Source organism: Streptomyces sp. NPDC002742 (genome assembly GCF_042888885.1).
Taxonomy (GTDB): Bacteria; Actinomycetota; Actinomycetes; order Streptomycetales; family Streptomycetaceae; genus Streptomyces.
Genome location: NZ_JBIAQF010000012.1, coordinates 35,139 through 53,214 on the forward strand (window position 1 = coordinate 35,139; position 18,076 = coordinate 53,214).

At 70.2% G+C, this 18,076-nt stretch carries 15 protein-coding genes and 2 tRNA genes; 7 read left to right on the forward strand and 10 right to left on the reverse strand.

From position 1 onward, the window contains the following. The first annotated feature begins 136 nt into the window (after nt 1-136). Nucleotides 137-421 (forward strand): hypothetical protein, encoded by a 285-nt coding sequence (locus tag ACFYW8_RS22395; RefSeq protein ID WP_389078549.1) that lies wholly within the window; start codon nt 137-139, stop codon nt 419-421. Nucleotides 422-573: 152 nt separating this feature from the next. After that, on the forward strand, nt 574-1,050 hold the full coding sequence (locus ACFYW8_RS22400; RefSeq protein ID WP_389078554.1) for a hypothetical protein: 477 nt from the start codon (nt 574-576) through the stop codon (nt 1,048-1,050). A 176-nt stretch (nt 1,051-1,226) separates the two neighbouring features. Here the strand turns inward: ACFYW8_RS22400 and ACFYW8_RS22405 are convergent. The 3 genes from ACFYW8_RS22405 to ACFYW8_RS22415 all read right to left on the reverse strand — a co-directional run bounded on the left by ACFYW8_RS22405 (nt 1,227) and on the right by ACFYW8_RS22415 (nt 3,229). Continuing rightward, a tRNA-Arg gene (locus ACFYW8_RS22405) sits at nt 1,227-1,324 on the reverse strand. A 606-nt stretch (nt 1,325-1,930) separates the two neighbouring features. After that, complete coding sequence (locus tag ACFYW8_RS22410; protein WP_389078559.1) at nt 1,931-2,548, reverse strand: hypothetical protein; 618 nt, start codon at nt 2,546-2,548, stop codon at nt 1,931-1,933. Between the two features lie 450 nt (nt 2,549-2,998). Next, the gene (locus ACFYW8_RS22415) at nt 2,999-3,229 is read right to left on the reverse strand and encodes a hypothetical protein (protein WP_389078564.1); all 231 of its coding nucleotides are present in this window, start codon (nt 3,227-3,229) and stop codon (nt 2,999-3,001) included. A gap of 218 nt (nt 3,230-3,447) precedes the next feature. Here ACFYW8_RS22415 and ACFYW8_RS22420 point away from each other — a divergent pair, with 218 nt between their 5' ends. Further along, a complete protein-coding gene (locus tag ACFYW8_RS22420; RefSeq protein WP_389078569.1) occupies nt 3,448-3,657 on the forward strand; it encodes a hypothetical protein in 210 nt (69 codons plus the stop codon). Between the two features lie 92 nt (nt 3,658-3,749). On the opposite strand, the gene ACFYW8_RS22425 is transcribed toward ACFYW8_RS22420, so the two are convergent. Next, nucleotides 3,750-3,824: transfer RNA gene (locus tag ACFYW8_RS22425), tRNA-Val, on the reverse strand. A 243-nt stretch (nt 3,825-4,067) separates the two neighbouring features. Here ACFYW8_RS22425 and ACFYW8_RS22430 point away from each other — a divergent pair. Then, a complete protein-coding gene (locus tag ACFYW8_RS22430) occupies nt 4,068-4,928 on the forward strand; it encodes a DUF4097 family beta strand repeat-containing protein (protein ID WP_389078573.1) in 861 nt (286 codons plus the stop codon). A 75-nt stretch (nt 4,929-5,003) separates the two neighbouring features. Then, the gene (locus ACFYW8_RS22435) at nt 5,004-6,464 is read left to right on the forward strand and encodes a hypothetical protein (protein ID WP_389078578.1); all 1,461 of its coding nucleotides are present in this window, start codon (nt 5,004-5,006) and stop codon (nt 6,462-6,464) included. A gap of 153 nt (nt 6,465-6,617) precedes the next feature. Here the strand turns inward: ACFYW8_RS22435 and ACFYW8_RS22440 are convergent, their stop codons facing one another. The 3 genes from ACFYW8_RS22440 to ACFYW8_RS22450 all read right to left on the reverse strand — a co-directional run bounded on the left by ACFYW8_RS22440 (nt 6,618) and on the right by ACFYW8_RS22450 (nt 11,414). Beyond that, complete coding sequence (locus ACFYW8_RS22440; protein WP_389078583.1) at nt 6,618-7,751, reverse strand: amidase domain-containing protein; 1,134 nt, start codon at nt 7,749-7,751, stop codon at nt 6,618-6,620. A 192-nt stretch (nt 7,752-7,943) separates the two neighbouring features. Then, nucleotides 7,944-9,239 carry a hypothetical protein gene (locus tag ACFYW8_RS22445; protein WP_389078589.1) on the reverse strand — a complete coding sequence of 432 codons (1,296 nt, stop codon included), beginning with the start codon at nt 9,237-9,239 and terminating at the stop codon, nt 7,944-7,946. A 93-nt stretch (nt 9,240-9,332) separates the two neighbouring features. Then, nucleotides 9,333-11,414 carry a transglycosylase domain-containing protein gene (locus ACFYW8_RS22450; RefSeq protein ID WP_389078593.1) on the reverse strand — a complete coding sequence of 694 codons (2,082 nt, stop codon included), beginning with the start codon at nt 11,412-11,414 and terminating at the stop codon, nt 9,333-9,335. Nucleotides 11,415-11,734: 320 nt separating this feature from the next. On the opposite strand from ACFYW8_RS22450, the gene ACFYW8_RS22455 reads away from it, so the two are divergent. After that, nucleotides 11,735-11,962 carry a zinc ribbon domain-containing protein gene (locus tag ACFYW8_RS22455; RefSeq protein WP_365870977.1) on the forward strand — a complete coding sequence of 76 codons (228 nt, stop codon included), beginning with the start codon at nt 11,735-11,737 and terminating at the stop codon, nt 11,960-11,962. Between the two features lie 392 nt (nt 11,963-12,354). On the opposite strand, the gene ACFYW8_RS22460 is transcribed toward ACFYW8_RS22455, so the two are convergent. From ACFYW8_RS22460 to ACFYW8_RS22470, 3 genes are read right to left on the reverse strand one after another with little or no spacing between them, the layout of a single operon-like run. Continuing rightward, nucleotides 12,355-13,182, reverse strand: a complete 828-nt coding sequence (locus ACFYW8_RS22460; RefSeq protein ID WP_365870978.1) for an HAD family hydrolase — start codon at nt 13,180-13,182, stop codon at nt 12,355-12,357. Then, a complete protein-coding gene (locus ACFYW8_RS22465) occupies nt 13,182-15,710 on the reverse strand; it encodes a phosphoribosyltransferase (RefSeq protein WP_389078604.1) in 2,529 nt (842 codons plus the stop codon). Before ACFYW8_RS22465 ends, ACFYW8_RS22460 begins: the two co-directional genes overlap by 1 nt. A gap of 44 nt (nt 15,711-15,754) precedes the next feature. Next, nucleotides 15,755-16,924: an HpcH/HpaI aldolase/citrate lyase family protein gene (locus tag ACFYW8_RS22470; RefSeq protein ID WP_389078609.1), complete on the reverse strand. Its 1,170-nt coding sequence runs from the start codon at nt 16,922-16,924 to the stop codon at nt 15,755-15,757. Nucleotides 16,925-17,104: 180 nt separating this feature from the next. On the opposite strand from ACFYW8_RS22470, the gene ACFYW8_RS22475 reads away from it, so the two are divergent. Next, complete coding sequence (locus ACFYW8_RS22475) at nt 17,105-18,019, forward strand: TerD family protein (protein WP_389078614.1); 915 nt, start codon at nt 17,105-17,107, stop codon at nt 18,017-18,019. The last annotated feature ends 57 nt before the right edge of the window (nt 18,020-18,076 follow it).

Consider the following 18,076-nt stretch of genomic DNA (forward strand, 5'->3'; position numbering starts at 1 on the left):
CCCTGCTGTTTCCCGACCGAACGGGCACAGGAGGGGCACGGGCACAGTCCCAGGTGTACGGAGCCAAACAGGTTACGACTGCCTGATCCGTCCCGCAGTCCCGTGTCCGTCCGCGCGCAACAGTCGTTCCCTGGGCATGACCAAGATCTTCAGTCGAACCCTCGGAGTCGCGGCCGTCGTCGGCGCCTTCGCCCTTGCCGCTGCCGCACCCGCGTCGGCCGACCCCAACCCCGACCCCGGGGACGACATCAGAGTCAGCCAGACCGCCAGCGGCAACGAAGGTGCCAACAGCGGAAACGACGGGTTGCTCAGCAACCACAGCAGCGGCAACGGCAACTCTGTCGCCAACAACATCGTCGACCCATCGAACGGTGCCCTCATCAACACGGTGGAGCGGCTCGGAGGCTTCCTGGCGCTCTGAGCTAGACCACCGTCTTCTCCCTCTCCGCCGGGTGGGTCGTCCATCTGTACCGGTGGAGTCGCGATTCATGGCGGGCACTCGCCCCGGGGAAAGGTCCTCGGCCTGAGCCTTCGGGAATGAGGTCGGCGGAACGGCTTTGGGCGGGAGCTGCCATGGGGCGAGTGGGCGAGGCCTTCGTCATCGGCACCGGGCTGCCGGTGTCCCACCGCTCCAAGTCGGCTTCGATGAGCTGGTACACCGCGCCGGGGCATCCCGCGCTGACGCGCATCCTGCGACAGCACATCGAGGACGAACAGCTCAAGCCCGGTGATCTCCTGTTCCAGGGGGAGACGGGCGGGATTCTGGCCGGGTCGGTCATCCGCCGGGCGTGGCGCAGTGCGCGCAAGGCCGTCCTGCCCCCGCACGTCTTCGAGTCGCCCACAGAAAGGCGGGTGTACGACAACCGGCACACGCGCCTGACGAAGTGGCTCAACGACGGGATCCCGCCCGCTCAGGTGGCGGACTGGGCCGGGAACAGCGTGCCGGTGCTCCTGGCCACCTACGCCCGATGCGTCGAAGGACAGCTGCCTGACCTGAAAAGGCGCCTCGAAGACGCCGGAGATCTTCCCGAGCCACCCGACCCGGGCTGAGGTCTCCGGCCGAAAACTTCGACACGTATTCGACAGGGCCACCCGCGAAAACCCGGTGACAGCCGGACGGCCACGGACCTTCCCTTTGATCATCGGAGAGGTGTTCGGGGCTTCGCCGTATCGAGCGAAACGTACTCTGACCAGCAAAAAGCCCTCCCCAAAGGGAGGGCGGAGACTGGCGCCCCCGGCAGGACTCGAACCTGCGGCCAAGCGCTTAGAAGGCGCTTGGTGCGTCGCGCGGAGGAAGAACTCCAGCTCCGTGTCCGACAGTGGCTCGTCATGCCGCTCATTGCGCATGCCGGCACGATACGAGTCGGGTCAAGGGAGCCGCCTACGGGGACGGTCACCGCGTCACGTGGTCGGCGGAACGGCTTTGGGCTCGAGGCTCAATGGGCGAGTCAGCAGCCATGACGACTATCAGTAGCCGAAGAAGTGCGGGGCCGGGTCTCCGACCTGCAACCCTCCAATCGATCAACGCTGCGACCTGCAACTCAGCCGTCTACGGTTGTCAGCGTCAGTCGTCGTTGAGCACCCTCGGACGGCCCACAGACGGCCCCGCTCACGGACCCCCGATGAGCCGCTGGCCCATGCATCGCGACCAGGTACGACAAGACCCCGGACGGCTACCGCGCCGGACTCCGCCTGCGCGCGTCGATGAGTGTGGACCCGTCACCGTCCGACGACGTTGATGTCAGCCGTGGATGTCAGCCACCGCCGATCAAGCACGACTTCGGAGGCCGTTGCGACTTCCGGCGTGGCGCTGATCAGAGACGAACGATGCTCCTTCGCTCAGGTGCCGATCCACGAATATGCGGCAGCTTGGCCGGCCCGTGCGTTATCGCCTGAGCCGTCCCGGGCAGCCGCGGAGCCATTGGCGACGTCAAATGGAGACGTCAGTGGTAACTGACGCGCCGTTCCCGAGAAGGAGCTCGAGCAGGGCAGCGTCGTGGGGGCGGAGCCAGTAGGACTCGGTGCCGAGATCCACGGCTACGGTGTACCCCATTCGGGCCTGTGCGCCATTCTGCTGCTGGCGCTCCCGACGTACGGCCACCGGGCCCTGAAGGTTGATCAGCTGGTCAGTACTGCCCTTCCCGCGCTTGCGCCAGGCCAGACAGACCTCGCCGTCCGAGGACCGGTGCAGGAGCACGTGGCCGAGGGTCTGACTGCCGTCGCGCAGGCCAAGCGAGAGCATGCCGAGACGCACTCCTTGCCGAAGCCTCGCGGCGTCGGCCTCGACCGTGCGGGAGGCTCCCAGCCCGAGGCGAGCGGTCAGTTTTGCGGCCCAGCCGCGGTACAGGGCGCAGGTCGCTTGCGCCCCCTTCGGAGCCATGAGGAAGGAAACCGGAAGTAGCGCCCAAATCAACGGCTGAAGAACAAAAAAGAAGATCACGAAGCCCAGCAGACCGAGTGGCGCCCCTCCCAACGTCAGGCCGCCGAAAAACAGACCGAAGCCGACAGCAAACAGGATCAAGAGGTGTATCTGAGTACGGACGTTCACGGTTCCCACCAGTGTGCTTACTGTTCCAATTAGGCGAACCGGCAGGCTACCTGATGATCAGAGCTCGTTGACCAGGGAGAACGTAGTGGTTCTCAGGCCAGCCTCGGGCGGGAGTGCTGACACACGTGGGCGTCGGCGCGATCTTGGTCGATGGCACAGGTGTGGCACGGCAGGATTCGAACCTGCGACACCCGCTTTGGGAGCGAGGTTGGGCGAGTTGGGGTCTGACCTGCGGGATGCCGACTTCGGCTTCTGCTGGCTGTGGCCTCCGCCAGCAGCCGCAGTTCCCCGTGAGTCCCCGTCCGATCTGGCGCGACTGTGGCACGGATACCGTCTGATCCATAGCTTTAGCCGGAGCGGTCAGCCACGGCCATGCCGCCGCTACGAGGGCCGGCGCCGACTACTACGTGGGGGAGGCGAAAGGGTTCCCGTCGAGAACCGGTGGGCCGCTCAACCGCGCCCCCGGAAGCAGGACAGGCGTCCGATCCGGGCCGCGGTGGTCCAGCCACCACCTGCCGATGGTGTGGACTGGATGGTCCGGCGGCGGAGGCTGTGCACGATGGCCGTCGACTCCGTGAGAGTGACGCCGAAGTACTGCCCGGTGATCAACAGCACGAACAGCATGGCGCCCCACAAGCCAAACGACTCGGCTATCTCAGCCCCGGCGGGCTTCCAGGTCATCCAATCCCAGCCGTCGTGCCGCAGACAACGACAAGGAGGGGCAGAGAAGGCAGTACGTGTTGGAGACGCGTATACCGGTAACGGATGCGCTCCGGCGGCCTAAGGGCTGTCCCGTAATCCCCGGCGGGCGCACGACGACAGCTACGGCACTCCCCCAAGCTCTTCGAGCAGGGGGGGACCCCCACGCCGCGTTGCCGGATCGCCCGAATACGCCCAGTATGAGGACCCTCCGACACGCCGGGAACACGCTCGCCGCGACCGGTGGCGCCACCACCCGCGAGCTCATGCCGCGGATGGGCCACTCGTCGGTGCGGGCCGCGCTGGTCCATCAGCACCTCGTCAACGGGCGCGACCACCAGATCGCCGACTACGTGGACCGTCAGATCAGGAAGGTGCGGCGGCCTCCGCGCGGTCCATCTGGCACGTGAGTGGCACGGCGGCCCCGAGCAACCGAAAAAGATCAAGGCCCAGGCATCCGGATTCACACCGGCTGACCTGGGCCTTGTTCGTGTCCTGAGACTGGTGGGCGCGGACGGTTTCGAACCGCCGACATCCGCCTTGTAAGGGCGGCGCTCTACCGCTGAGCTACGCGCCCAGGACGAGTCGACAGCCTACATTGCCCGGGGGTGTGCCCCGCAAACCCGTATCCGGCGAGTGGGTGGCGGGACGGAGGGCAGGACGGGGCCCGGTGGGGCCGGGGGGGGTTATCCCCACCCACCATTCGGGAGCGGGCCGGATCGTCCCGGGCTCCGTGGGTGCCTACCGTCGAAGAGGCTTCGCGGACCGGCTCCGGTCGAAGGTCGAAGCGACTCGCAGACCGTCCCAGGGGGAAAACGTCATGGCCCGTACGCACACCCGTAGCGCCACCCGGAACCGTACCCACAGCGCCGCACACGCCGCACACGCCGTGCACGCCGTGCACGCCGTGCACCCCACGCGCACCCGTGCCGCGGCCGTCAGCGGTGTCGTGCTCGCGCTCGTCGTGGGTGCGACCGCGTGCGGCGCGGACGCCGGAGACGACACGCACCCCGAGCAGCGGTCCTTCGGGCTGCACGGGCGGACCCTGACCGTCGACTCGGACGACTCCGCGCTCGATCTGGTGGTGTCGGATTCCGCGAAGGCGGGCGAGGTCCAGGTCACCCGGTGGTTCCAGGGGCATGTCACGCTCGGCGGGGACCCCGAGGTCACCTGGGCGATGAAGGGCGGTGACCGGCTGGTGCTGCGGATGAAGTGCTCGGGAGTCGTCGCCGACTGTTCGGCCCGGCACCGGATCGTGGTACCGCGAGGGGTGGCCGTCAAGGTGGAGGGCGGGGACGGAGGGGTGAGCGCGCGGGGCTTCGAGGAAGCGCTGAGCATTCGTACGTCGGACGGTTCGGTGCGGGTCAGCGACTCCTCGGGAGCGCTGGATCTGCGCAGCGGAGACGGCTCGGTCCGGGCGGTCGGCGTGAACGCCCGCAGCGTGCGGACCCGTACGGGGGACGGTTCGGTGCGGCTCGAACTCGGCGTCGTGCCGGACCTGGTGGACTCCCGCAGCGGCGACGGCTCCGTCTCGATCGTGCTGCCCCGGGCCACCTACCGGGTGACGACCAAAAGCGGCGACGGCTCGGTCCAGGTGGACGTGCCCCGTGACGACTCCAGCTCCCACCGGGTCTCCGCGCACACCGGCGACGGAAAGATCACGGTACGAACAGCGAACTGACCGGCCCGTGTGTTCGTCTTGAACCGGTGGGAGAATGACAGCCGGGCAAGGCGGATGACAGCACGGGAGAGGGATGTGACGGCGACACCTTCGCGGCCGTATTCGCCGTTTGCGCGACGCGCGCGGCCTGCACACCCTCTTGCCACCCGACGAGCCCTCTCGCCGGAGCGGCCGGAGCAGGCGGGACAGCCGGAGCGGCCGGAGCACCGACCTCGTTCGTACGTCGCCCGTGACGTGCTCACGCTCGTCGCTCTGCCCCTGCTCGCCGCCCTCGCCCTGCCCGCGGCCTTCGCGGGAGGCGGCACCCGGCGCTGGTTCGGCGGGCGGTCCGAGGGTCAGCGGGCCGAGGCGCAGGCCGCCAAGGACGCGGCCGCGGCGGCGTTCTACGAACTCGACACCGCCCAGCGCGACCTGCGGATCTCGATCGAGACCATCACGGCCGTGGACGCCTCGCCGGCCGCCCGGCGCGCGGTCTCCGACTTCGAGGCGCTGGGGCGGCGGATCGACGAGGCCAGCCAGAAGTACATCACCGCCGTCGACGCCCACGATCTGGACCGGGACGAGCTGGAGGCGTCGGTCGCGGCGCGGGCCCGCGCCGAGCTCGTCGCCGCGAAGGACGAACTGGACCGTGCGAAGGCCGAGCTCGACCGGTTCGAGCAGAGTCTCGGACCGCTGCTCGGCAAGGCCGAGACCCAGCTCGCCCGGCTGGCCCCGGCCGTCGAGCGCGCCCGTCAGGCGTTGCTCGCCGCCTCGAACGCCCTTGATTCCGTACGGCAGTCGGGGCTGAGGGCCGATGATCTCGCCGCCCGGCTCGCCGCTCTCGGGCCCGAGCTGACCAAGCTCAACCAGGGCGCCGGGCAGCACGGCGTGCCGGAGACGCTGGAACGGGCCGAGCGGGTTTCCCGGGAGGCCGCGGCGGTGCGCTCGGAGGCGGAGCGGCTGCCGGAGCGGGCCGCCGAGATCGACCACCGGCTCGTTTCGCTGCGGACCCGGGCGCAGGCGCTGACTACCCGCTCGGGACAGGTGGAGCCCGTGCTGAGCGAGTTGCGCCGACGGTTCTCCGCTGCGTGCTGGCAGGACCTCCAGCATGTGCCGGAGCAGGCCGCGGAGAACGTACGGCAGGCCGAGGCGAAGCTGAAGGAGGCGCGGACCGCGCGTGAGGCGCAGCGCTGGCCTGACGCGGCCTCGCTGCTGGCGACGGTGCGCGCGCTGCTGAACAGCACCGACGAGGCCGTGTCGGCGGCCGGTGACCGGCTGCGGCGGCTGAACGCCGTACAGAAGGACCCCCAGCAGGAGATCGACCGCACCCGGTTCGCGATCCGGGACGCGCAGCGGCTGGCCATGGCGGGCCGCACCACCCCCGACCCCCGGCAGGCGGGCCCGCTCGACGACTCCGTCGCCCGGCTCGACCGGGCCGTCGCGACGCTGGAGGGCCGGCACCCCGACTACTGGCACTTCCTGACCGAGACGGAGGCGGTGCGCCGGACGGTGGCGGGCGTGGTCGCGCAGATCCGCGAGCAGCGCGGCGGCGTCTGAGGAAGGCGGGGGACGGTACCGGGCGGGGCTCGGGTTCGGAGGCCCGCGTCCCGGCGTCAGGCGGCAGTTATGCCTTGGCCGGCGTCGCGGGGCGTGGCAGCCGCCCCGCGACGCGCGCATGCGTCGCGTCGCGGGGCCGCGCCGTGGCACGGATCAGGTGCGGTACGCGTAGTACGCCGCGTTCGGGTACGACGCGATGAGGCTCGCCACCGACCGCCGGTAGGTGTCGATGTCGTGGTAGGTCACGTACGGCACCCCGCTCGCGCTCCGGTACGACGTGATCATGGAGTGGTCCTTGGACCCGTCCTTGTCGAAGTCCATCTGCATGACGTCACCGACGTCCATCTGGTAGACGTTCGCCAGGGGCGCGGAGCGCCGGGCGGTCTGGGTGAACCAGGACAACTCGTTGACGCCGACCCAGGTGTCGGTCTGGGTGGTCGCGCCGTAGTTCCAGGTGCCGTAGTCCTCGTCGGAGCTGGTGACCGGCGCCCAGCCGCCTGCCTTCAGGGACTGGCTGACGTAGTTGGTGCAGTCGCCGCCGACGGAGTTGAAGCTGCGGTAGGCGGGGTTGTAGTTCTTCCAGTACGTCTCGGCGTAGGTCGCCATGGCGGCGTAGTCGTACGGGCCGCCGGTGAGCGTCTTGGCGTTGGCGGGCGCGGGGTACGTGGTCGCTGCCCGGGGGGCGTCGACAGCGGCCATCGTGGTCCTGCGGGGCGTCGTCGTGACGGGCTCGTTGACCTGCCGGGGACCCTTGTCGGTCGAGCGCTCGCCCGTCAGCTTCCAGGTGCCGTCCGGCTGGGCGGCGAAGGTCAGTACGTGGTGTGCGCGAAAGCCCGTGGTGGCGGGCTCGTCGCCGCGGATCCTGCGGTAGGTGAGGGTGGTGGTCTCGGTGACCCAGGCGGTGGCCCGCTGTCCCGTCACCCGGGTTCTGTCCACGGCGACCCGGGTGTCGGCGGCGCTGTAGGCCTCACCGAGGGCCGCGAGGCGGGAGCGGGTGCCGTGCAGGGAGGAGACGGCGGTGTTCTCGGTGCGCGCGAGGACGTCGGACACCCGTATGCCCGCCGTGGTCGTCTTGAGGGCCGTACGGGCCGTCGGGGCCCCGTCCAGCAGGGCGGCCGTGCGGTCGGTGAACACGGCGTCGGCCACGCGGCCGAAGGCGTCGGCCGTCGATGCGCTCACCCGGGGAGCGGTGGCAGCCGCGTGGGCGGCGGACAGGGGCAGCAGGAGGGCGGAGAGGGTGATCGCCCCCACGACGGAGCAACTGCGGCTTAAGTTCTTCGCTATCACTGATGATTCTCCTTGATCCCCGGTCGGACTCCAGGGAAGGGAATCTTTACATGTCCCACTCAACTGTGCTGAATCCGGGGGGAGTTCGCATCCAGTACAACCAAGTCCCATATGTCGGAGGTAAGTTGGGTTTCAGTGCGCTGCCGCAGGGCCTACGGCCCCATGGCAGGGCCTACGGCCCCATGGCGGGGCCTACTTCACCACGGTCGACCAGTCCGGCGACTGGGCGGGATCCAGGCTGCGGAGGCGTTCCAGGGTCTCGGGCTTCTGAACGTCGAGCCAGTTGGTCAGTTCTTGGAAGGACACACAGCGAACGCCCTTCTTCGTGCACACGTTCTTGATGACCTGGTCGATGGCCTTCATGTAGATGCCGCCGTTCCAGTCCTCGAAGTGGTTGCCGATGAACAGCGGTGCCCGGCTGCCGTAGTAGACGCGGTTGAAACCGGCCTCGTAGGACTTGATGGTCTCCTGTTCCCACTGCGGGTACTGGGCCGGGTCTCCCTCGGTCTCACCGTCGGACTGGTTGTAGAGGAAGTTGAAGTCCATGGACAGGCCTTGGTACTTGCCGTCCTCGTAGGGGAGCATCTGGAGCGGGAAGTCCCACACACCCTCCTTCTTCTTGGGCCATATCTGGAAGTCGCCCGCGGAGCTGGCGTCGTAGCGCCAGTTGTACTTCTTGGCCGTGGCCTTCATGGCCTTGAGCAGATTCTTCTGGCCTTCGAGGCAGGGCGCGCGCCCGCCGCTGATGGCACGGGCCGGGTCGAAGGGCAGCGGCGCCAGGTCGGTGTAACCGGTGTTGGTCTTCCATTTCTCCACGAAGGAGAAGAACTGGTTGATCTCGCTCTCCCACTCCGTCACGCTCCAGTCCCCTCCGCCCTTGTCGCCGCAGAAGTGGCCGTTGAAGTGGGTGCCGATCTCGTTGCCCTGCTTCCACGCCTTGCCGAGCTCCTCCAGCGTGGCGCGCAGGTGGTCGTCGGTGGCGTAGCTGATGGCCGCCGAGCCCGGCGAGTGCATCGGCGGTTCGTAGAGCGTCTTCTTGTCCTTGGGCAGCAGATAGATGCCGGTCAGGAAGAACGTCATGTGGGCGTTGTACTGCTGGGCCAGCTCCCGGTAGTGCGAGAAGAGCTGGTCGTCGCCCTGAAGGGCGCCGTCCCAGGAGAAGACGACGAACTGGGGCGGCTTCTCACCGGGCTTGAGCGGGACGGCCTTCAACTCGCCCTTCTGCGGGCCGGTGTAGGACGTGGAGCCGTCGCCCAGCACATGGGTCTTCCCGTCCCACACCGGTTCCTTCTTCGCCTTGGCGGCGTCGGAGTGCGCGCGGGCGGACGCGGCCGGTGTGGTGTGGTCCGTGTTCAGGGCCAGATAGGTGGCGGTCACGGACGTGACGACGAGGAAAGCCGTCATGGCCGCGAAGCCCTGGCGTGCGGAGGCTGCGGCAGAACCGGGATCGGGCTCACGGCGACGGCGCCGGCTGTGCTTCGAGTTCATACGGGGCACATTCTGCGAGGGGGGTGGAAGGAGCGTGGCGCGGCCACCGGGTGGCCGCCGGCGGGGGCCGGACCGATCGGTCGGCCGACGGGATCAGCGGAGCGGGCTCATGGCACCGGACCAGATGCCGTACGGCACGTCGGCGGCGGGCGTGCCGCCGATCCCCTCGAGCGGAAGCGGTTCGAGGCTCTTGGTCAGGTCGATGCGGTACAGGACCACGGCCGTCGACACGGAACGGTTCGAGCCGACGTACCAGGCGGCCTTGTCGTCCAGCGTGGCGCCCCGCTTGCCGGCCACCTGCGCCGAAGGGGGGGCCGCGCCGGGGTGACCGGTGCGGAAGGAGTCCGAGAGCGCCTCGGTGACCTGGCGGGCCACCTCCGCGCGCATCGCCCGATGGGGTGCGGGCTTGTCCAGCCGGACGCCGGCGCCGTTGCGGGTGATGCGGCGCACGGAGTACGGCTCGATGTGCGTTCCGCCGGCGGCGAAGGTGGCGTAGGAGCTGGCCATGCGGATCGCGCTGGGCGTGGCGGAGCCGAGGGACAGTCCGGGCACCTGCGGTCCGATACTGGAGGAGAGCAGCCCCGACGCCTCGGCGGTCTTGCGCACCTTGTCCAGGCCGGCGTCCATGCCGAGCTGCATGAACGGGGTGTTCACGTTCTGGGCGAGCGCCGAACGCAGCGAGATCTGGCCGTAGTTGCGGTTGCCCTCGTTGTGGGCGGCGACCTTCTTGCCTCCGCGGTCCCAGTAGGGGCCCTCGGGCGTGCTGACCGGGACGCCGTCGTCGCCGTTGTAGAGGGAGTCGGGGGTGACCGGGGTGGCCGCGCCTTCGCGGGTCTTGCGGACGCCGTTCTCCAGGGCCGCCGCGTAGACGAAGGGCAGGAAGGCCGAACCGGCCGGGACGGTGGTGGCGTTGGACTCGTTGTAACCCTGTTCACGGTGGTCGGGGCCGCCGTAGACGGCGAGGACCCGTCCGTCGGCGGCGATCGACGCCGCACCGTAGTGGGCTGCCTGCGCCTCCTGCGGGTGGTCCTTCTTCGTCTGCTTGCGGGCCTCGGCCACGGCGTCGGTGAGCGCGGTCTCCCGCTTGCGGTCGAAGGTCGTGTAGATCTGGTAGCCGCCGAGGTCGAAGTCCCGGTCCGAGATGTGCCCGGACTTCTTGGCGAACTGGGTCGCCAGCTCGACCAGGTAGTCGCTCTGCTTCCCGGTGTCGTAGGTCCCGCCCTGTTTGATCGGCTCGGGGAACTTCGTGTACTTGGCCCGCTGGGCAGCCGAGATCTTGCCGTACTCGACCATGCGGTCGAGGATCCAGGACCAGCGCTCCTCGGCGCGCTTGTGGTTGGCCTTGCTCAGGGTGGGGTCGAAGAGGCCCGCGCCCTTGAGGAGCGAGGCGAGCATGGCGCCCTCGCTGGCGTCGAGGTGGCTCACGTCCTTGCCGTAGTAGGCCTGCGAGGCCCGCTGGAGACCGTAGGTGCCACGCCCGAACCAGCTGGTGTTGAGATAGCCCTCGAGGATCTTGTCCTTGCTCATCCTGTTGTCGAGCTTGAGGGCGATCATGGCCTCGGTGAACTTGCGGGTCACCGAACGGTTCTGGGTCAGGTAGACGTTCTTGACGTACTGCTGGGTGATGGTGGAACCGCCCTGGGTGTCTCCCTGGCCGACCGTGCGCACCAGGGCGCGGGCCAGGCCCTTGGCGGAGATCCCGGGGTCGGTGTAGAAGCTCTCGTTCTCCGCCGCGAGGACCGCCGAGCGCACGTCCTCGGGTATGTCCTTCAGCGGCATGGCCTGGCGCCGCACCCAGCCGGTACGGGCCATCGGCGTGCCGTCCGACCAGAAGTAGACATTGTCCTGCTGGGTGGCATATGTGTTCAGGTTCTGGGGTATGTCCGTTGCGGCGTAGGCAATGACGAGCAGCGAGCCGCTCAGCCCGATGGACAGCGCGATGCCGCCGAGCCACTGCCGCCAGGACGGCGCCCAGCGCCGCCAGCCGACCCGGCCGGGGCGCGGATAGGCGGGCCTGAGGCGACGGGCGAGCGGCACGAGACGTGCGGCGAGGCCGGACAGCTTGGAGGGCTGCGAGGGCTTGCGGCGGCTGCCGCGACCGCGCTGCGGTCCGGTTGGGCTAGCCACGGCGCACCCCTGCCCCCGGGCGGCCCGAGGACAGGAGATCCGGAGCATCGTTGCGATGCCATGTCCTGGTCACGACTGCGTCTCCCTCCGCACTTCGGAATTGCGCGCGCGGGTAGTTGCAGCGGCCACTTTCGCGGCTGCGAGCCCCCCTCCCCGACCTTGCGGCTCGTCGCGGCCCTATTAAATTATCAGCGACCATTGAGATCCCTTCGATCGGCAACGAGACAAAAAAGCTCAAGGGGCAACGGAGTTCACCGGTTCACCCCTTCGACCTGCCCTCACGCGTGCCCCGGGGACCTCGATCCGCCACACGCGACGAAGGTCCCGGAGCCCTACGGACGGCGGCTCGTTCCGGCTAACCTGTGCGCATGCCTCGCTACGAGTACCGCTGCCGGACCTGCGGCGACACCTTTGAACTGAGCCGTCCCATGGCCGAATCCGCCGCCCCCGCGGCCTGTCCGGCCGGGCACGACGACACCGTCAAACTGCTGTCGACGGTCGCTGTCGCCAGGGGTGGTCCGGCGTCCGCGCCGGCGCCCGCACCGCGTTCGGCCGGCGGCGGGGGCGGGTGCTGCGGCGGCGGCTGCTGCGGCTGATCCCGGGAGATTTCTTACCAACTCTTCAGTCACGCCCGAATCCGTTCCGGCGTGTCGCGGCGGAACGGCCCCGGTCGTCCCCAATGGGGCGGCACCGGGACCAAGTTCCGCGTATCCGTCAGGCGTGCCCAGCCGGGCACATACCGGCCGGAGCCGGCCAGGAGCGCCGAATACGGCGGGCCGGAACCGAGTTCGGCATACCGCCCACCCCGCACCGAAGCGGGCGTCGCGGACCGGCACCCGCACGCCCCGGCCCGACGGGGGCCGAAGCCAGGTGCGGACACAGCCGGGTTCGGGACCACGCCCGGTCCGGCCCCGCTCCCGGCGTATCAGGGGCGGGACGCCCCCGGACACACACCCCCGCGGGACCGGAACCGGGTTCCGCGTGTCCCTCAGGCCGGTCCCGGACCGGCGCAGGCTCCCACGAACTCGCGCAGGATCCGCTCCCCCGCCGCGACACCCCGCTCCGGCAGCGCGGTGATCGCCGGTGCCGTCCAGTCGGCCTCGGCGAGTTCACCGTGGCCCGGACGCCAGCCGCGGTCGGCGGCGAGCAGCAGATCGGCGTCGAGCAGCGAGTCCCCGGCGGCGAGGGTGAGGACGGCTCCGGTACGGCGGGCGACCTCGCGCACCGCCGCGCTCTTGGTGAGCGGCTTCGGCACGGCGTAGATCTTGCGGCCCTGCAGCGAGACCGTCCAGCCGCGGTTCTCCGCCCACACGGCCAGGTCCTTCACCCACTGCTCCGGGAGCAGTTCCCGCTCCACCACCAGATAGGCGAACAGATCCTCGGCGACCCGGTGCTTGCGCACCCAGGCCGGGTCCGCGGTGGCCTCCAGGTGCTCGCACACCTCGTCGAGCGGCGCGCACTCGGCGGCGAGCCGCTCCTTCACACCGGCGTGCCAGTCGGGATCGGAGACACCGTCGACCAGCAGATGCCCGCCGTTGGCGCAGATCGCGAACTCCGGTGCCGGACCGGGCATGTTGATGCGCTGGTACTGCTTGCGGGTGCGGGTCGTGGTGGGCACGAAGTGCGCGATGTCGCCGAGTTCGGTCAGCAGGCCCGCGGCCGTCTCCGTCATATAGGACAGCGGCTTGCTCTCGTGCACCTCGACACAGAGCAGCCGGGGCGCGCGGGCGTCCGGCATGGTCAGCGCGAGCGCGGCCGAGGAGTAGATGAGCGTGCGGTCGAGGTCACTGGCGACGAGCACCTTGGGCGCGGACATCAGAGGGTCACCGCCTTGCCGTCGGCACCGGTCGCGCCGCGCGTGTACTTCGGGTGGATCAACCCCACGCAGGTGTACGGGAGTTCCTCGACCTCCTCGACGGGTACCCCGCGCTGCCCGGCGAGCAGCCGGACGTGGTCGAGGTCGGCGCCCGCACCGGCGCGCGCGAGGATCTTCCAGGGGACCCGGCGCAGCAGTACCCGGGTGGTCTCGCCGACGCCCGGCTTGACGAGGTTCACGTCGTGGATGCCGTACTCCTCGCTGATCCGTTCGACCGCCGCCCAGCCCTCCCAGGTGGGTTCGCGGTCGGCGGCGAGGAGTTCCTTCGCCCGGTCGCGGGCCGCTTCGGCGACATCGGGGAAGTGGGCGGCGACGGCGTCCAGGAACTCGACGGAGACGTCGGCGCCGGCGAGCTCGCGGTAGAACTTCGCGCCGTGGAAGTCGTGTTCGCCGACCAGGTCGGAACGCAGCACCGTGCGCGAAATCAGCCCGGAGACGGTGGAGTTGAGGCAGGCGGAGGGGATGAGGAAGTCCTCGCGGGTGCCGTACGTGCGCACGCAGGAGCCCGGGTCGGCGAGCACGGCTATCTCCGGGTCGAAGCCGGTGATGCCCTCGGCTTCCTCGAACTCCTCGATGGCGTCGGCGAGTTCGCGGGTGATGGCGCCCTTGCCGGTCCAGCCGTCGACGAAGACGACGTCGGCGGGGTCGTGGTGGGCGGCGAGCCAGCGCAGCGCGTTGGCGTCGATGCCGCGGCCGCGGACGATGGAGACGGCGTAGTGCGGCAGGTCGAGGCCGTGCTGGTGCTGGGCCCAGCGGCGCATCAGTACGCCGACGGGGGTCCCGGCCCGGGCCAGGGACACCAGGACCGGGCGCGGCGACCGGTCGGCGAGGACGAGCTCGGTGACGGCGCCGACGGCCTCGGCGATCCGGGCGGCCGAGGTGGCGAGGGCCGCGCGGAAGAGCTCCTGGTACTCGGCGCTCGGCTGGTACTCGACCGGCAGCGACTCGGCGTAGTGGGCGCCGCCGCTCTGGATCGCCTCCTCGCGTTCCTCGGTCGGCGCCTCCAGCGTCACCTCCGACAGGTCCTGCAGCAGCCAGCCGACCTCGTCGGGGGCGTACGAGGAGAAGGCGGGGCCGCGGAGGGGCTCGGGCAGCATGGATGGCCTTTCGGTGGACGGCCGTGCGGGGACGTACGACGGGACGACGGCGAGCAGGACACGCGGGGTGTGCGCCGCCAGCCGGTCCAACAGGCCGCCGGACGCGTGCAGTTCGGGGGTGTCGGCGGTGGAGTCGACCACCGCCACGACGGCGTCGAAGCCGGCGCCCGCGACGTTGTAGGCGTAGCGCTCGCCGGGGCCGTCGTCCGGGTCGTCGTGGGCCGGGAAGGCGATGCGGCTGCGGATCGCGTAGCCGGGGTCGTCGAGGGCGAGCACCGGGGACCGGGTCGTGGTGGAGAAGCGCACCTCGGCGGGCACGAGCCGCTCCAGCTCGCGGGCCAGTCGAAGTGGCGCGTACATCAGCTCCTCGAAGCCGAGCACCAGGACGCGGCGCGCGCCCTCGGGCAGGGCCTCGGCGAGCCGTGCCGCCATGGCGGGCAGGGCGTCGTCCAGACGTATTCGGTGTCCGGGCGTGAACCCGTGCCGTCCGCCGTCGGGGAGGCCGCGGGGCCAGCCGAGCTCGACGCGGACGGCCCGGCCCGCGTGCCCGGGGGCCGGGGCGGGGGCGCCGGGCGCCGCCGCCTCGTGCCGGGCGACCAGGGCCGTCCCCTTCGCCAGGACGTCCTCCGGGAGGCGCACGGTGCCCGACGCGGCCGCGATCAGGTCCACGCGGGCGCCGATGTCCCCGGCGAACTTCTCGAAGCGCGCGTGATCGGCCGCCGACCGCATGTCGACCAGCGCCACGACGACGTACCGCTCGCGCGGGTAGCGCTCGTGCAGGTCGCGGATGGTGTTGAGGACGGTGTTGCCGGTGGAGAACTCGTCGTCGACGAGGACCAGCGGGCCGGAGCCCGCCAGCAGGCCCGGGTCCTCGGGAAGCAGGAGATGCGAGGTGGCGTGCGAGTGGGACTCCTCGAAGCCGCCCGCCGGCCGGACCCCGGTGACCGGTCGGCGGGTGGAGTGGAGGTAGGGGGCGACGCCCACCCCGTCGGCGACCGAGTGGCCGAGCCCGGTGGCCGTCTCGGCGTACCCGAGGACCACGGCCGAGCGGGCCTCGTCGGTGCCCAGCAGCTCGCGCACCCGCCGGCCGAGCTCGACGCCGTAACCGTGGACGACGGCCGGCGACTGCGGCACGTGCTTGCCCAGGACGTTCGAGACGAGCAGGTGGGCGCGCTTGGGGTTGCGCCGCAGCGCGAGCCCCAGCAGGTCGCTCAGTCCCTCGTCACCGACGAGCTCGACGCCGAGCCGCTCGGCGACCCAGGTCCCGGTCCACACCGCGTCATCCGCGCCGTGCGGGCCGACCTGACCGTGCGGGCCGACAGGGCCGTGCGCGTCGTCGGGGTGGTTCGGGTCGTGCGCTGGGGTGTTCATCGAATCCTTGCTGTCGGGGTTGCGCGTCGCTCGGCCGGGCCGGCTCACGCCGGGAGTCCGGCGGTGAGCAGTTCGACGAAGCCGATGTCCTCGTGGGCGACCCCGAAGACCTCGGCGCGCAGCAGGGTGCGCTCGGCCCAGGCGCGATGCGGCTTCACCTCGTTCATTTTGTTCGTGTACGCCGATCTCAGTACACCCCCGCCGCCGCGCTCTGGCCTGAGGATGTCCTGGGCGTCACTGAATTCCTCGTGGCTGACCACGGAGAGTGCGTGCACGGGCAGCACGTGGGAGGGGTGGATGCAGGTCTTGCCCATCAGGCCGTTGGCCTGGTCGAGGGTGATCTCGCGCAGCAGCCCGTCCATGGCGTGTTCGATCAGAGTCTCGCGCAGTTCCTCGGCCTGGCCCTCCAGGAAGGGGCTGCGGCGCAGCTGCGGCTTGAACATGCGTTCCTGGACCCGGAAGTACTCCCACACGGGTCCGGTGACGGTGAAGCCGGTGCCGTCGGCCCGCCCCAGCATGTTCACCACGTCGGCGATCACGGAGGCGACCACCTGGACGTCGTACGCCGTCATGTCGGGGGCCCGGCGCAGCGCGTACGAGGAGCAGAAGTCCGTCACGCCGAGGCGCAGTGCGAGCACCCGGTCGCGGTACTTGTCGACGGCGCGGGAGATGCCCTCCAGGGTCTCCACGCGCGATTCGCGGTAGAGCAGCTCGGGCGACTCCAGCACGGGCATGGCGAAGAGCCGTCGTCCGCTCGCCGCCTCGGCGACGGCGAGGGCCTCCAGGAAGGGGGTGCCGCGTTCCTCGGTGAACTTCGGCATCACGAATCCGGACAGCAGCCGGACGGCGGGGCCGAGGCGCCGCACGAGGTCGGGGATCTGCTCGGGGAAGCGGACCCGCACGAACAGCAGGGGCAGCTCGCCGGCGTCCGGACGGGCCGCGAGGTCGGTGAACTGGCGGACCAGGTTCTCCTCGGCGCCCACGACCTCGGAGTCGTCGATCGAATCTTCGAGACACAGCACCATCGAGACCACGCCGCGCGTACTCTGCTTGATGATGTCGTCGGCCAGTGTCGGCCGGGTCGCCGGGCTGTACAGCGTCGCCCCGAGGGCCGCGGCGAGGATTCTGGCCGGAGAATCGGACGTGAAGACGCCCGGCTCCTGGTGGAAGAGACGTTGCCGCTCTTCCGGGGTGACGTGACCGAAATGACGCATGGGACTCCCCCGCGGCGGCTAGATGGCCGAATGTGATGTGGCCGGTAATAGTACGTACGGATCCATGTCAGAGATTCCCACCGGGCATGAAGTTCAGGTAACTCCGCCATGTCCAACACCGACCGGTTCCGGAACGACCCCACATTGTCGTGACCAGGACCGACAGGGCAGGATGACCGCATGACGCACGCGATGCTGAAAGGGTCGAACGTCCCGCTGGACACCACAGCGGTGCGCGCCGTCCTGCGTTGGACGCCCGGTCAGGGTGTCCCCGATGTCGATGCCTCGGCGCTGCTCCTCGGCCCCGACGGTCGTGTGCGATCCGACGAGGACTTCGTCTTCTACAACCAGCCCCGCCATCCGTCCGGCAAGGTGTGGCGGCTCGGCAAGAAGCGGGGCGCCGAGGGCCTCACCGACACCATCCAGACAGACCTGGCGGGTGTCGAGCCCGGTGTCCGACAGATTCTCCTGGTCGCATCGGCTGATGACGTCACCTTCGATCACGTACGCGATCTGCGCATTCTGCTGTACGACGCGGCCCTCGCGGACGGTGAACCGCTGGCGTACTTCGACATCAAACCGGAGACCGGTGCGGAGACCGCGCTGATCTGCGGCGAGCTGTACCGGCGCGGCGAGGGATGGAAGTTCCGGGCGCTCGGCGAGGGCTACTCCAACGGTCTGGTGGGGCTCGCGACCGACTTCGGGATCTCGGTGGACGAGTCCGAGGCCGCCGCCGTGCCCGCGGCCGGGTCCGCGCCGGAACCGGCCGCCTGGGCCGCGCCCGCCACGGCTCCGGAGACCTCGCTGCCGCTGCCGCCGGAGCACTCCGCCCAGGTTCAGCAGCGGCCGGCCCCGGTCCCGCAGCAGCCGGCGTACGGCTATCCGCAGCCCGCCGCGGCCGCGGCGTCGGCCGGGCCGGCGTACGGCTACCCCCAGCCGGCCAGCCCGCAGGCCGACCCGTCCGCCTACGGCTACCCGCAGCCCCAGACCGCGCCGGCCACACAGCCGGCGTACGGCTTCCCGCAGCCCGTGGGCGCGGGACCGGACCCGGACTTCAGGCTGCCCCCGCAGGGGCCGCAGTTCATAGGCCGCTGAGGCAGACGAGGCAGACGAGGCCGCCGCCGGTGGTAAGCGCAGGCCGGCCGCGGCGGC